Source organism: Gracilibacillus sp. D59 (genome assembly GCF_052246695.1).
In the GTDB taxonomy this organism is placed as follows: Bacteria; Bacillota; Bacilli; order Bacillales; family Amphibacillaceae; genus Gracilibacillus.
The window spans coordinates 155,952-171,216 of record NZ_JBQQCK010000008.1 but is presented as its reverse complement, the minus strand read 5'-3'; the positions used below and the strand labels follow the sequence as shown (position 1 = coordinate 171,216).

General features: G+C 32.5%; 11 protein-coding genes, 1 tRNA gene and 1 pseudogene. 10 read left to right on the top strand and 3 right to left on the bottom strand.

The features are described from left to right. The first annotated feature begins 106 nt into the window (after positions 1 to 106). Complete coding sequence (locus tag ACTWP4_RS14765) at positions 107 to 763, top strand: DUF3298 and DUF4163 domain-containing protein (RefSeq protein ID WP_443129545.1); 657 nt, start codon at positions 107 to 109, stop codon at positions 761 to 763. Positions 764 to 785: 22 nt separating this feature from the next. Here the strand turns inward: ACTWP4_RS14765 and ACTWP4_RS14760 are convergent, their stop codons facing one another. Next, complete coding sequence (locus tag ACTWP4_RS14760) at positions 786 to 1,373, bottom strand: cell wall hydrolase (protein WP_443129544.1); 588 nt, start codon at positions 1,371 to 1,373, stop codon at positions 786 to 788. A 307-nt stretch (positions 1,374 to 1,680) separates the two neighbouring features. Between ACTWP4_RS14760 and ACTWP4_RS14755 the strand changes: the two genes are divergently transcribed. The 5 genes and pseudogenes from ACTWP4_RS14755 (at position 1,681) to ACTWP4_RS14735 (ending at position 3,635) form a co-directional block, all read left to right on the top strand. Further along, positions 1,681 to 1,866: a hypothetical protein gene (locus ACTWP4_RS14755; RefSeq protein ID WP_443129543.1), complete on the top strand. Its 186-nt coding sequence runs from the start codon at positions 1,681 to 1,683 to the stop codon at positions 1,864 to 1,866. A gap of 173 nt (positions 1,867 to 2,039) precedes the next feature. Beyond that, positions 2,040 to 2,111, top strand: a tRNA-Val gene (locus ACTWP4_RS14750). A 164-nt stretch (positions 2,112 to 2,275) separates the two neighbouring features. Further along, positions 2,276 to 2,448 (top strand): annotated as a pseudogene (locus ACTWP4_RS14745) (amino acid permease); the annotation flags it as partial. Positions 2,449 to 2,519: 71 nt separating this feature from the next. Next, a complete protein-coding gene (locus ACTWP4_RS14740) occupies positions 2,520 to 3,095 on the top strand; it encodes a bifunctional transcriptional activator/DNA repair enzyme AdaA (RefSeq protein WP_443129542.1) in 576 nt (191 codons plus the stop codon). Between the two features lie 3 nt (positions 3,096 to 3,098). Beyond that, positions 3,099 to 3,635, top strand: a complete 537-nt coding sequence (locus tag ACTWP4_RS14735; protein ID WP_443129541.1) for a methylated-DNA--[protein]-cysteine S-methyltransferase — start codon at positions 3,099 to 3,101, stop codon at positions 3,633 to 3,635. Between the two features lie 313 nt (positions 3,636 to 3,948). Here ACTWP4_RS14735 and ACTWP4_RS14730 read toward each other — a convergent pair whose 3' ends face one another. Then, entirely contained in the window at positions 3,949 to 4,710 is a 762-nt protein-coding gene (locus ACTWP4_RS14730; protein ID WP_443129540.1) for a protein kinase domain-containing protein, read from the bottom strand. Between the two features lie 792 nt (positions 4,711 to 5,502). Here ACTWP4_RS14730 and ACTWP4_RS14725 point away from each other — a divergent pair. Next, on the top strand, positions 5,503 to 7,005 hold the full coding sequence (locus ACTWP4_RS14725; protein ID WP_443129539.1) for an extracellular solute-binding protein: 1,503 nt from the start codon (positions 5,503 to 5,505) through the stop codon (positions 7,003 to 7,005). A 144-nt stretch (positions 7,006 to 7,149) separates the two neighbouring features. Beyond that, complete coding sequence (locus tag ACTWP4_RS14720; RefSeq protein ID WP_443129538.1) at positions 7,150 to 8,163, top strand: pectinesterase family protein; 1,014 nt, start codon at positions 7,150 to 7,152, stop codon at positions 8,161 to 8,163. Positions 8,164 to 8,297: 134 nt separating this feature from the next. Here ACTWP4_RS14720 and ACTWP4_RS14715 read toward each other — a convergent pair whose 3' ends face one another. Next, positions 8,298 to 10,613: a helix-turn-helix domain-containing protein gene (locus ACTWP4_RS14715; protein WP_443129537.1), complete on the bottom strand. Its 2,316-nt coding sequence runs from the start codon at positions 10,611 to 10,613 to the stop codon at positions 8,298 to 8,300. A gap of 638 nt (positions 10,614 to 11,251) precedes the next feature. Here ACTWP4_RS14715 and ACTWP4_RS14710 point away from each other — a divergent pair. Beyond that, positions 11,252 to 12,760, top strand: coding sequence for an extracellular solute-binding protein (locus ACTWP4_RS14710; RefSeq protein ID WP_443129536.1), 1,509 nt, complete (start codon positions 11,252 to 11,254; stop codon positions 12,758 to 12,760). A 63-nt stretch (positions 12,761 to 12,823) separates the two neighbouring features. Beyond that, complete coding sequence (locus ACTWP4_RS14705; protein ID WP_443129535.1) at positions 12,824 to 15,127, top strand: glycoside hydrolase family 95 protein; 2,304 nt, start codon at positions 12,824 to 12,826, stop codon at positions 15,125 to 15,127. Positions 15,128 to 15,265 lie beyond the last annotated feature (138 nt).

Below are 15,265 nucleotides of genomic sequence, written 5' to 3'. Positions count from 1 at the left end.
TTCTTCACCACCTATGATGTAGTTATTCCCATAATTTTTCATCAAAAACACATGTATGAATCTTATTATTCAAGGTAAGCTAAGCAAAAAAAGGATGTGTGCTTTGGTGAAGAAGCTTTGTTTATTTTTATTAATTTTCACGATGATGACTTCAACAGCATTTGCGAATAGTCAAACTGCTCTTGTAACAGATGAACTATATAAAGATATGGAGGCATTAAAATATCCGCAAGTTTCGGAAATGGAAAAACCTGAGATGGAGGATAAAATTAATAAAACATTTCAGAAGTATATTAAAGAGTCATATAAAGAACTAAAGGAAAATGAAAAACAAGCAGAAAAATACGATTTCCAAGCGGAATATCAGACAGATTATGAAGTGAAATATAACAAATCTCCTAAATTAAGTATTTTGACAAGTAATTATATTTTCAGTGGAGGAGCCCATGGTAACACTACTGTTGAATCGTTTAATTTTGATGTTGATAAGGGAAAACGTGTATATTTAACCAATATACTTACGGAAAAAGAACAAATTGAAGCTGTTCGTGATTATGTGTGGGAATATGCCACTGATCGTCCAGATATATTTTATCCGGATTTAAAAAAGGAAGATATTAAGTTAACGAAAGATACTGCTTTTTATTTTACTGATGATGGTATTACATTGGTGTTCCAGCAATATGAGATTGCACCATATGTTGCAGGGAATCAGGAAATCCATATACCGGCAGAAGTATATATAAATAGCAATAAAAAATAAGAGAACTGGAGCTCCAGTTCTCTTATTTTGCAAATACATGATTGCCAATTTTAACAGTAGTTTGTTGCTCAAAAATCCAAGAGCTTACTGCTGTATCTGGGTTGTAAAAATAAATTGATCCTTGTCCTTGTCCACGAAAAGCAATGGCTTCTTCGACAGCACGTTTTGCTTCACTATTAGCAGGCTTGTTGATTTCTCCATTAGCAACAGGGCTGAACGCATGAATTGCTCCATTCTCATAAGTTTCATACACAACGCCTTTTATCGTATTTGGAAAATTCGGATGATCAACTCTATTTAAAATAACAGTTGCTACTGCCACTTTTCCTGCATAAGGTTCTCCTTTTGCTTCTGCATGAACTAATCTAGCTATTAATTCTTTGTCAGATTCTGAAATAGACGCTGGTATCGTGAGATTCTCTCCAGGGTATAACATAGAAGAAGAGTAGTTATTAATATGCATAAGTTCATTCGTAGATACACCGTATTTTTGCGCTATTTTCCAGAATGTATCCCCTTGTTTGACTGTATATCCTTCAACGAAACCAGGCATGACTGTCAAGCCTGTAACGATAATGAAACTAGCTAATAAAACTTGAATTTTTCTCATCTAATACCTCCTGCAATTTGATCTATTTAATAGCTTAGCAGATGTAATATAAAGAATCGTTATGATAAATTTCCCAATCTATAGGAAGCTTGATATAATAAGTAACAGAAAAGTTTACCAATTTCAATAGATTGGTAAGAAGAGGGTAATATGTAAATAGGAGCTAAGAATATGACAATTGTAATGGTATTGAAACAATGGGTAGGAGCATTATTCAGTAAAAATGGTTGGACAATTTACAAGGAAAGTGACATAAAAATTTGACTATCCTATGATCGATGTAATGAATCAACAGGTGGAAGCAAGAGTGTTGTACAAGAAACAAGTATATTTTCGTGTTTTGGTGGATTTCAAAAACGAAAGTATGGATGTTGAAGGAGATATAGACAAGTTAAATAGAAAGATAAAAAGAGAATTACGTGCTTCAGAAGAAGAGTATATGAAATTACTGCGAGCTAATTCATGGTATGTCATGGAAAACATTAAAAGATAATTGAATTCTTTTTATGGATGAACTAGGATTTTAAACAGTTTTCATCATACATCGGATAGCTCGTGATATTATTTATTGACAGATTATAATAGGTTGATTATAGTAAAATTACTGCTATTATTGTATAGCTCATTTGATTGATCACTTTGAGTGGGAGCAAAGTTAAATATTACGATCTGATAGTTCAGCGGGAGAATGCTTGCTTGACAGGCAAGAGGTCGGGGGTTCAAATCCCTCTCAGATCATAGTTTCAAGACACATGTCATAATTTTGAATGTGTCTTTTTTTGTTCATTTTTTGGATTTAGAGTTATAACTTACTAAATCTATAATCAGAATTAGAACGCAAGAAAAGATAAGATTCTAATTTCTTTCAAGTGTTAAAGTTTTATTGAAGGAAGGGATGTTTAATGGAAAAGCGTTCTATTGGTTTTTATGAAGGTATAGCATTGTATATTGCTTCCATATTGGGTTCGGGTTTCTTTTTATATCAGCAGTTACTGCTTCTATAACAGGTCCTGCATCGATCTTGTCTTGTATAATTGTTATTTTTATTAATTTCCCATTAGCCTACTCAATTGCTTGATTGGATTTAATTAGAAAAGCCTAGAGTGGTTGTCAGTTGGTAGATTCTTTATTGATTGGACTGATTTTATGAAATCAAATACTCTGTCTTTAAAGTTAATGTTTAAAGCAGTAGCTACATGTGATAAAAGATATGATGGTAAGTTTATTTATGCGGTAAAGACAACTGGTATCTTTTGTCGACCATCTTGTAAATCTAAAACCCCGAATTTTGAGAATATATGTTTCTTTGAAAATGCTGTGATTGCAAAACAACAGGGGTTTCGACCATGTAAAAGGTGTCAACCTGAACTATCTGTCGACATCTTCGATCCTCAGCAAGATATGGTAGTGGAAGCAAAAACCTTTTTAGAACAGCACTATCAAGAAAAAATCACGTTAAACATACTTGCGTTCAAAATTGGTGTAAGCCCGTATTATTTAAGTCGAATCTTCAAAGAAAAATATGGTGTGACACCACACAAATACCTTGAAATCATAAGAATTCACAAAGCAAAGAATTTGTTATTAAACACAATGCATAACAGCACGGAAATATGTTTTCAAGTAGGATTCAACAATTTTTCTAGTTTCTACAAACAATTTAAAAAAATATGCGGTTGCTCACCATCTCAATTTAGAAGTAAAAACGGAAGGGGAATTTAAGCTGTGAAGCAAACAAAACGTAAAGTTGCTTATTGGAGTTTGTTTTCCCACGATCAATGGAAAATGTACCTCATTGCTACAAATAAGGGGTTGTGCTACTTAGGCCCTCAGGATAACAGTTTTAAGAAATCTACAAACTTTTTTGAATCGAGATTTCCAGATTATCATTTAGAACAAAATAACGAAAAGTTACAGCCTTATCTAGCTGAGTTAACGGAATATTTTCAACGGCAAAGGACTTTTTTTACTTTTCCATTTGATATGCGTGGAACTGATTTTCAATTAACCATATGGTATGAATTAAGGAAAATTCCGTATGGACAAACCTTTTCCTACTCACAAATCGCATCTAAACTTGGAAGACCTCATTCTGCTCGTGCTGTTGCAAAAGCCATTAGTGCTAACCCGGCGCTAATCGTAATTCCTTGTCATAGAGTTGTAGGTAAAAACGGAGGTTTAGTTGGTTATCGTGGGGGCGTAGAAATGAAGAAACAACTTCTGGAGCTAGAAGTTAGTAAATTTTACAATAAAGCGAAGTAAAGAAAGAGCTAACTTAGGGTTAACTCTAATGTATCATAATAAATCCTTCTACAAATAATAATGAAACCTTTTGATGAAGATTACCGTATCTAATATAAGGAGGTTTTGTTATGTTTAAGAAATTCCTGAAAAAAATATCGCATGAAATGAACAAGCATAGTAGTAGTCGAAGATCCAGACACCATCACTATAGCTCCAGTAAAAGAAAAAAGCACCGCTATTACGGAAGCAGCAGTAGTGGACGTCGAGGTCATTATCCGTACTCCGGGTCCCATCGTTATAAAAAACGTGGTTTCTTTGGGAGCAGTAGCAGTTAATTGATATGATCACTAATAGCATGATTGACATCTTGTAAAATGTCATTAACATTTTGGTACGGCTCTTCTATTTGTAGTAGCTTTTTTAAGATGCAAGTGGTATTAGTTTGCAAATTTAATTCTTTGGTCCAAGGTTGATTTTTTTTAGATGGAGCATCATATGTAGAATAAAGTATGAACAGAAGAAAGTCTCCTAAGTCATAAAAATCATCTTGGACGTTTTTCTTGTGAAGGTTTTGTGATAATCCAAAATCAATTAAAAATAACCTTTCATTGTTCATAATAACATTTGGGATTCTTATATCCCCATGTGCCACTCCTTTTTTATGAATATGTTGAACTATCTCTAGCAATTCTTTAAAAAATAGTAAGGCCTCTTTCTCTTGATATTGTTTTTTCTTAGTAAATAATAAATCTTCTAAATTTTCTCCATCTATAAATTCCATGGCAAAAAACATGTTGTTTTGGTAAGTAAAGGTTTCCATTAGTTTTGGTATGCTTGGATGATTTAATATGCTAAGTACGGCTGTTTCTTGCTTATACATCGTTTCATTCTCTTTCCGCTTACTCTTGCGCATTTGTTTTACCACGCATTTTCCACTTGTGTTCAAATCCCAACATAAATAAACAATTCCATAACTTCCCTCGCCTAACACTTTTTCAACTTTATAGCGATTCGCTAATATATGGATAGGAGAAAAAGTTTTGTCCATAAGTGTCTGCCATAATTTTTTTATAATCCAACGTATGACTTCCATAGGCACCTCGTATTTTTAATGAAAAATAGTACTATTATTATATCAAATGGAAGCAACGGAAGGAATATAAGGGACAATGAAAATTAATGGTATTGTTTCGTAAAACGTTTAATGAAAGAATCTAATGCTTCTTGGAGACAATCACTGGATTAACTTGTCTAATAATTGGTAAGTTAGAAAATCCCATCTAATATTAGAAAGCCTATTTCTTGCCTAATTATATTTTAGAATAGCTAGATAATCATTTAACTAGTTAAAGCAAAATTCTTTGTGGAGCCGAATAGCAGATAATATCTTTACCATTAAGCTTTTCCTAACATTCCTATTGTTAGCCAGGGATAATCATTTTTACAGAAGGATATTCAGATACGTAGGATTCAAGTATTTTGTTGGTATACTTATGAAGATTCCTGATTGAAAGGGGGGTAATCTGTAATTTTGTAATCGCTTTCTGTTTGGTTTAATTTTTAGTTTCAAATAAGAGGAGGTAAAAAAATGAAGGGTATAAATTTAGATTAGTAAGTATTTTCTCCATCTTATTTTATTAATTAAACACAACATCCTGGAAGTGAAAAGGAAAGAAGAAATGGCCCTGGAGGGTAAGGTTTTACGATACTGGAGCATCAAACATATGAGGAATGTGCTTATGTAAAGGATGTGAATGATTACTCCTATATCAAAGTTGATCGAACATTAAAAATCGGTGGATTGCATCGATCGAATCAGAATAATGAAAAATGTGAAGGGATTTATCTTTTTCTTAAAACGTTAATTACGAAAGGTGGATTATTTATGAGAAAGGTGCAAATCAAAATTTTAAGTGTTATATGTTTTTTATTACTAATATTAATTGCGTGTAGCAAAGATGAAGGCGCTTCAAGTGGAGATGCTGAAGGGGAAAGTGGTGAACGTCCGACCATTCACTTTATGACTAATCTTTTAACACCGAATGTACCTAATGAAAATATCTTAACTAAAGTGGAAGATGCTACTGGCTTTAATTTAGAAATAGAATGGGTACCAGATAATAACTACAATGAAAGATTAAATACGGCTTTTGCGACGAACTCACTTCCAGATGTAGTGGGTGTTGGATTCCAACAAATGGAACAATTCAAAGATGCCATCCGTGATGGACAGTTTTGGGAGATTGGTCCGTATCTTGAAGAATATGAAAATTTGAGTAAAATGAAAGATGAAATATTAGAGAATTCAAAAATAGATGGAAAAATTTATGGTATCTATCAAGGGCGCCCATTATCCAGATCAGGAATTATTTATCGCAAAGATTGGGCTGATAATTTAGGTCTTTCTGCACCAACCACAACAGATGAATTTTATGAAATGGCGAAAGCGTTTAGCGAAAAGGACCCAGATGGAAATGGTAAGGATGATACAATTGGGTTAACAGATAGAAATGACCTAATTTATGGATCATTTAAGACAATTGCTTCATGGTTCGGTACACCAAACTATTGGGGAGTGCAAGATGGTGAAATATTACCTCAGTTTATGTACCCGGAATATATAGAAACTATGGATTTTATTAAAAAATTACATCAAAATGGGTATATGAATCAGGATTTTCCTGTAACAAGTAAAGAAGATCAAACAGAAATGTTCAAAAACGGAACTGCTGGACTATATGTTGGTTCCATGTCAGATGTAAAATCTTTGTATGATGATGCCTCAAAAATAAATCCTGATGTAGAATATGATGTTCAAAATTATGTAGAAGGTCCTCATGGTGAATTTGGAGTTTGGTCTATTCCTGGTTATGGAAGTTTAATGTTGTTTCCTAAATCTGCAGTAGCATCAGAAGAAGAATTAAAGAATATTCTAAAATTCTATGATTATCTAATGACACCTGAAGTAGCGAATTTAGCATTATGGGGAGAAGAAGGTGTACATTATGAATTAATAGATGGTCAGGCTAAAGTAATTGATCAGGATAAATATGATGCAGAAGTTAGACCGTATAAAATATTTGAAATTGGTGAACCAGAAACAAGTGGAAAATATGAATCCTATAATGATTATGAGACAGCTATAAAAGCATTAGAGCTAGAGAAAGATAACGAAAACTATCTCATTAAAGATCCTACTGTCACATTAGATTCAGAAACTTATGCCGCAAATGCTGGCCAATTAGATCAAATCATGACTGATGCCACGTATCAATATATGATGGGGAAATTAGATAAGGAAGGATTTGAAGCTGCCATTGAGAAATGGAAAGAGGCAGGTGGTACAGCGGTAATGGAAGAATTTAATGAAAGTTTAAGTAATCAATAAATTTTGGTGGATATTTAAATCATGTCCCTTGCTTAATAACATAGGGCATGATTTAAGGTCTGTAATAAGAATTAGAAGACTTAGCGCAAGACCAAGTAAGAAAAGTTGACGGTAATAAAAAAAGGATGATATAGGGGGATTATAGTGTATCAAAAAATAAAAGATGCGGAAAAAGAGTTAGAGCTATCCATTGATTGTGTAGTAGACATCCGAAATAATTCCTCATCAAAAGATTCAGAATATTTACACTTCACATCCGTTCAAGAAGCTATAGACAGTGCAGAAGAAAATCAACCATATATTATTTATATTTGTAAAGGAATCTATAAAGAAAAATTGGATATAGATAAGTCTTTTATTACTTTAATTGGTGAAGATAGAGAAGAGACAATATTGTGTTTTGATGTAGCAAGCGGATCGAAAAAAGAGGATGGAAGCAAGTATGGTACTTTTGATAGTGCGAGTGTTATCGTCAGAGAGAAGGGCTTTACCGCAATAAACTTGACAATAGAGAATTCTTTTAACTATATGCAAGAATATGTAAAAGAAGACGATGATCCAACGAAAGTAGAAGGTTTGCAAGCAGTCGCGTTTCGTACAACAGAGCGAAGTGACCAAGTAAAATTTCAAAATTGCCGTTTTCATGGTTATCAAGATACATTACTTATCGATCAAGGAACCCATTATTTTTATCAGTGTTTCATAGAAGGAGCTGTTGATTTTATTTTTGGGGCGGGATTAGCAGTATTCGAAGAGTGTAATATTATTTCCTTAGACAGAGGTGATGACGTAAATAACGGATTCATTACAGCTGCAAGTACTTCCATATTTACTCCATATGGATATGTTTTTGAAAGGTGTAATATTATTAAAGAATCGAGTGAAATGATCGATTATACTGTATATTTAGGTAGGCCATGGCACCCTAGAGGAAACCCTGAGGCTCAAGCAAGTGTATTGTTTATGGAATGTACTCTAGATAAACATATAAAACAAAAGCCTTGGACGGAGATGGGGGGGTTTTCAGCTTTAAATGCTAGATTATTTGAATATGATAATACTGGTTTAGGAGCTGGAAAAAATGAGATAAGGAGAGAACTTACTCAGGCAGAAGCAAAGAGTTTTCTTCACTATTTACGAGAAAAGTGTGTAAGATAAAGTGAAAATGGCGAAGTAGGTATTATAAGAAGATTATATAATATTTGCATATCAAAATGAGGAAAAAGACTTAACTGTACTGAAGAGGCTGGGACAAATCACTTTTGTCTCAGCCTTCATCTTTTTTAAGTACCCTAAATGCTATTGTTTAGTTTATTTCTATTTATACTTTTAAAGTTTAGTCGATATTTACCAGGAGTGATACCTTCCAATTTTCGAAATGATCGAATAAAGTTTTGAGAATTTTTATATTGAAGTTGTAAAGCTATATCTTTTACAGACATATCTGTAGATAAAAGCCAAAGTTTCGCTTTACTTATCCGGTAGTTTATTAAATATTCGCTAAAAGTGCAATCCGTTTCTTTTTGAAATATATTCCCTAAATAATTCGGGTTGTAATGAAGATGTTCAGCAATAATATCTAGTGTAATTTTAGTATTATAGTTTTCTTTAATAAACTGAATGACTTTATCTGATATGTTTTTTTCCTTATTATTATTTTTTGCATCAAGTCGGATAATAATAGTTTGAACGACATCATCCATTATCCATCTTTTTGTTTCTTCTAATGATTTTAGACTATGATAGTGATTAATCATATCAAGAGAGTCCAAGTCTTCAAGATGTATTCCTAATAATTCTTTAAGTTCAAATAATTCATATAAAAATCGTGACAAAATGATGGTAAGATGTTGATGCTTGATATTGTTTCGTTCGATGAATTCAAATAGATTCATCGTTTCTTTGCTAGCGTTTTGATAATCGCTGATCTTGATAGAATCAAGTATCTTATTGATAATTGCTGTTGGGTATGGTGCTAACTTTGAATAACTCCGATCCAAATTTTTATAGAAAATCACTGAAGAATCTTTAGTTTTTAAGCGATATTTTAGTGCTTCGTTACTTTCTTGATAAGCTTTTTCTGTCTCGATAAGGTGTTTAAAACGATTACTAATACCAATACTTATATTTATGTTGAAATACTCTTGCACTTTCTGTTGAATTGTTTCGACAGTTTGATTAATTTTTTTAGTATATGTGGTGTCATTGTCACTATCTATCAGAATGATCGTTGTTTGTGTTTCATTAAATACAATTGGAGATAATCTCTGATCTATCGGTATGAGATCTTCTAATAGATTATTAATTGCAAATAAAATCAAGTCTTGATCGTTTTCATTAAATTTCTTTTGATTTATGGCATCTATTTTAATCGAAAAACAAATTAACCAGTTCCATTTATCGGGGTATTTATATGTTTTTAGCTTATAGTTAATTTCATCATCATTAATTTTGCCTTGTAATAAACGGATCATAAATAACTGTTTTAGTTGAGTCACATGATTCTGCGTTTTTTTGGTCAGTTGACTATTATGATTTAATAATTTATCAATATGAGACTCAATCATTTCAAATTCATTTTTATCTTGATCTACAGGGTGTACATTCGAACATATAGAATTTCGTAGCTTTTTAATTGGTTTATATATGACGTTACTTCCAATATAAGCAAAAGCTATCGAGATCATTAACAATACACTGACAACTAATAAAGTTAACCAACCAATAGAATTAGATTTTTCTTGTAAATCATCAATTTTGACAAAAGAGATATAAGTCCAATTATTATAGTCTGAAGTATGATGAGTAACCTTAAAGGCGGTATCATTGTGAGAAAAGTTAAACTGATTCTTCATATTAGTTTGGGTAATTTTGTTTATTAAAGGTTCTGGGATTGTTTGGAAATCCCCGGTATATTCTGGATTACTATGTGCAATTATCTGTCTGTGTTGGTCAAGAATCATAAATGATTCCTGGTTTTTACTTTTAGTCATAATATTCGTTAATTTGCAAGATGGCATAAATATAGATATAAGTCCAGTTGACTTTGTAGAGTTTAATGGTAATTTTTTTACCAGATATATATATTGAGAACAATTATTCCTAGTTTCATTAGGTAAAGTAATTTGATCCCAATCTTCGATAAACCAATGTGTTTTACCAGGTCCGTTAAGGTATGTATTGTATATTCTATTAGTAGTCTCTTTATTTAATAGGATAATCCCATTATTATTTATTAACCAACGCTCATCTAAGTTAGCAAATACTATATCTTCAATACCATAATCCACATTTTGTAGCTCTGCTAAATCATTGTTTAGCTTTCTAATATCGATATAAGACTCTCGATTAATATCTTTGTTTAGTAATTCCTCAGCTTGACCAGAATTTATAAAATGTACTGTTGATAGTTCCACATATTTTAAAACCTGTTCCACATTGGATTGAATCTGTTTGATGTTTTGTTGTTTTTCCGTGTTAGATAAATCCATAATAGCATCTGAAGATTGAATATATGAAAGGATTCCTGTAATAATTACTGGTACACAACTTATTACGAGTAGTATGGAAATTAACTTAGAATAATGTTTGTTGATGAAATTTTTCATAATGACATCCTTTTACAATATATTTCTTTCATTAAGTTCAGAATTGACATTATAATACAAGCTATATTTAATAAAGTAAATAGGGTGATTTGCTGGTTTGATACTAGAGTAATCATTTTATTAGATAACAAATATTCATCTGCTAAGTCTTTTTAGTTTCATCATTCAGAAACCAATCATTTAAAAATAAGTTAATTATTTTAATTTTTTAATCCATTTTATTGCAAACCAAATGATTGGTAAAAAATATAATCCGTTTATTTTCGAAACATTTTATAAAGAAGTTTTCCTTGTAAATATACTCTTATCAAATGTAGTAATAGTTCAATAATCATTATATTAGAAACATTTCTCCCCTTAATAACAAGGCTTTAAAAGATAAATCTCATCCCAGATGATCATTTGTAAAGAAAAAAACGTTCCGGTCAAAATGATTATTCGTTTAAGTGAATGTATATAGAACACCATTTTAGTAAGCGGTTTCTTTCCCTTATAACCTGATTATATACAATGGGCCTCATTTCTACTACATTTATTATATACCATTTATTAAATAGCTGGGAGGGAATTCACGAGTCATAACTTTTTATAAATTCAAAGGATGCTACATATTTAAAAATAATGGGGGCGTGACTAAAGTGAAAAGAAGAAAACATCTAAAGTTATTATTTATTAGCATTTTATTGTTGATTACAATTGGGTGTAATAATAATTCAGAAAATACTAGTAATAATGAGGAGAATTCATCCAATCAACCATTTGAATTCTCCATGATTGCAGGTCTCCACACAGCTGAAGTTCCTGAAGATAGGATACTTAACGAAATCGAAGCACAAACAAATGTCAAAATTGATATTCAGTGGATTCCATCTAGTAACTATTATGACAGAATAAATTCAGCTTTTGCTACAAATTCATTGCCAGATGTAATTAATTTAGGGTCACAAGAAGTCAATCAATTTAGAGATGCAATTGAAGATGGACAATTTTGGGAGATAGGACCTTATATAGATGAATATGAAAATTTATCTAAATTAAAAGACAATGTTATAGAAAATACGTTAATTAATGGGAAGATTTATGGTTTGTATACTGGAATTCCGTTATCACGACAAGGTTTTATTTATCGTAAAGATTGGGCAGACAATTTAGGATTAGATACACCTACTACTACCGAAGAGTTTATGGAGATGGCCCGGGCATTTACCGAAGATGACCCTGATGGTAATGGAACTAATGATACCATCGGATTAGCTGATCGAGGCGACCTCATTTACGGTGCATTTAAAACAGTTTCTTCTTGGTTTGGAACACCAAATTATTGGGGAGAAAAAGATGGACAACTATTGCCTGAATTTATGTTTGATGAATATATCCAAACAATGGATTATTTTAAAGAGATGCATGCTAATGGATATATAAATCAAGATTTCCCAGTAGCAAGTAAAACGGATCAACAAGAGATGTTTAAAAACGGTACAGCAGGTATATACGTAGGAGCAATGGGAGATGTAGGTAGTTTGTACAATGATGCTAGTGCGATTAATCCGGATTTAGAATACGATGTGAATAACTATGTAGAAGGGCCAAAAGGAGATTTTGGTGTATGGTCATTGCCAGGATATGGTAGCGTAATGATGTTCCCAAAAAGTTCAGTGAAAAATGAGGAAGAATTAAAAGGTATTTTAGCTTATTTTGATAAGATGATGACACCTGAACTTTCAAATATGGCTAATTGGGGAATAGAAGGCGAGCATTATGAAGTAGTTGATGGTAAGGCAAAGATTTTAGACGAAGATTTGTATGAACGTGAAGTAAAACCATATACAGCGTTTTTAATTGGAGAAGCGGAAACAAGAGGTAGTTATGAAATGAAGGTGGAATATGAAATAAAAGCTAAAGCCGAAGAATTAATTAAAGATAATGAGAACTATTTAATTAAAAACCCAACAGAGCCATTGTATTCACAAACTTTTATACAGGATGGAACTCGTTTGCAGCAATTTATTACAGATGCTACTTATCAATATATCTTAGGTCAAATTGATATGGCTGGTTTTGAAGATGCTATCGATAAATGGAGATCTCAAGGAGGAGATAAGATTATCGAGGAATTTAATGCTTCAAGTCAAGAAGTAGAAAATTAGATTTTGGAAAAGTTCTTTAAAAATAACTTAATGAAACGATTGAACTAATTTGAGGTGTTAAATATGAATTCTAAAAATAAAAAACTATGGTACAAAAATCCAGCTAATAATTGGAATGAAGCATTACCAATAGGAAATGGTAGACTTGGTGGTATGGTGTTTGGACAGGTAGAGAATGAAAAAATCCAATTAAATGAAGATTCTGTTTGGTATGGGGGTCCACGTGATAGATTAAATCCGGATGCCCTAGCTAATTTGCAAGTAATAAGAGGACTGTTAGCTGATGGTCGATTAAAGGAAGCGGAAGAATTGGCAAAATTAAGTTTTTCGGGTACTCCAAAAAGTCAGCGTCATTATGAACCATTAGGTGAGTTAAATATAAATTTTGAAAATATGGAAAATCATAGTGAATATTATCGGGAACTGGATTTAAGCACAGCTGTTGCAAAAACTACTATTAGATCTAATAACAATGAATATCAAAGAGAATGTTTCACGAGTTATCCAGATCAAGTATTGGTGATGCGTCTTACCTCTACGGAATTGAATGAACTATCATTTCAGCTTCATTTAGACAGAGGCAATACTAGAAATTTAGATACCACAAGACAACTTTCGGATTCTAGTATTGTGATGTTAGGAGAAACAGGTGGAAAAGATGGGATCGCATTTTCAGCATTAGTAAAAGTAATAGTAGAAGACGGTGAATTAAGAACAATTGGTAATCGAATATGTGTCAATGGGGCGAGTGCAGCAACCATTTTACTTACTGCAGCAACTTCATTTAGATATAGTGATCCTGTTGAGCAGTGTATGCAAACAATAGAAAACAACATATTAAACGATTACGATATGCTAAAGAAGCGACACATCGAAGATTACCAAAATTTATTCAATCGAGTAGAATTAGATATTGCAGATCATACTGATGTGCATGAAGATTTACCTACAGATGAAAGGTTAGGAAATTTAAAACAAGGAGGTACTGATTTAGGCCTAATCAGTACATACTTTCATTTTGGTCGATACTTAATGATTGCCTCGAGCCGACCGAATTCCTTACCTGCTACACTCCAAGGTATCTGGAATGATTTAATGATTCCACCATGGGATAGTAAGTATACGATCAATATTAATGCTCAGATGAATTACTGGCCAGCAGAAGTATGTAATTTATCCGAATGTCATTTACCTTTATTAAATCATATTGAAAAGATGAGGAAATCAGGCAGAATAACTGCTGAAAAAATGTATAACTGTCGAGGGTTTACCGCGCATCACAATACAGATATTTGGGGAGATACAGCACCACAAGATATTTATCCACCTGCTAGCTATTGGCCTTTAGGTGCAGCTTGGCTCTGCTTACACTTGTGGGAGCACTATGAATATACTTGTGATATCGAATACTTAAAAGAAGCATATGAAACGATGAGAGAAGCGACGCTATTCTTTGTAGATTTTCTCATGGAGAATAAAGAGGGATTATTGATTACAACACCATCAGTTTCACCAGAAAACACATATTTGTTACCAAATGGCGAGAAAGGTAACATGTGTGAAGCTCCAGCGATGGACAGTCAAATTATCTACGCCCTCTTTTCTAGTTGTATTGAAGCAAGTGAATTATTAGATATAGATGAAGATTATCGTCAACAATTAATCAACTTAAGATCAAAATTACCGCAAATACAAATCGGTAAACATGGGCAAATTCAAGAATGGTTGGAAGATTATGATGAAGCAGAACCTGGTCACCGCCATATATCTCATTTATTTGCACTTCATCCAAGTAATCAAATTTCACCAACGACTACTCCTGATTTAGCAAAAGCGGCAGAAGTTACCTTGAATAGAAGATTAGAACATGGTGGAGGACATACTGGTTGGAGTAGAGCATGGATTATTAATATGTGGGCACGCTTACAAAAGAGTGAGGAAGCTAATGAAAATGTTATTGCGCTTTTAAAGTCTTCTACCTTACCAAACTTGTTTGATAACCATCCCCCATTTCAAATTGATGGGAACTTCGGAGGAACTGCTGGAATCGCAGAAATGATCGTTCAAAGTCAAAATAGGGAAATTTATTTGCTACCATCTGTTCCTGAAGCTTGGAGAAATGGATATGTGAAAGGATTGAAAACAAGAGGCGGTTATGAATTAGAATTAAAATGGGAAAATCATCAATTAGTCTATGCTAATATTATTTCAATTAAATCTGGAGTTTGTCGTATTAGAGTACCCTACCCATTAGAAATTACTATTAACCATCATACATTGACGGAAGTAGATGCTTGTTTATTTGAATTTCCTGTTGAAAAAGAAAAAAAATATAAATTATCATTTAGAGCTAATGATAATCATTAATAGGTAGGAATTGAATTATCCAACTGTTTAAGATGCTCTCCTTAAGTAGATTCGTTACTTTAGGGGGCATTTTTCGTTGTTAATAAAATTTTTACTGGTTTTCGACATCTATATATTTTCGATTCATTTAGGGAATCC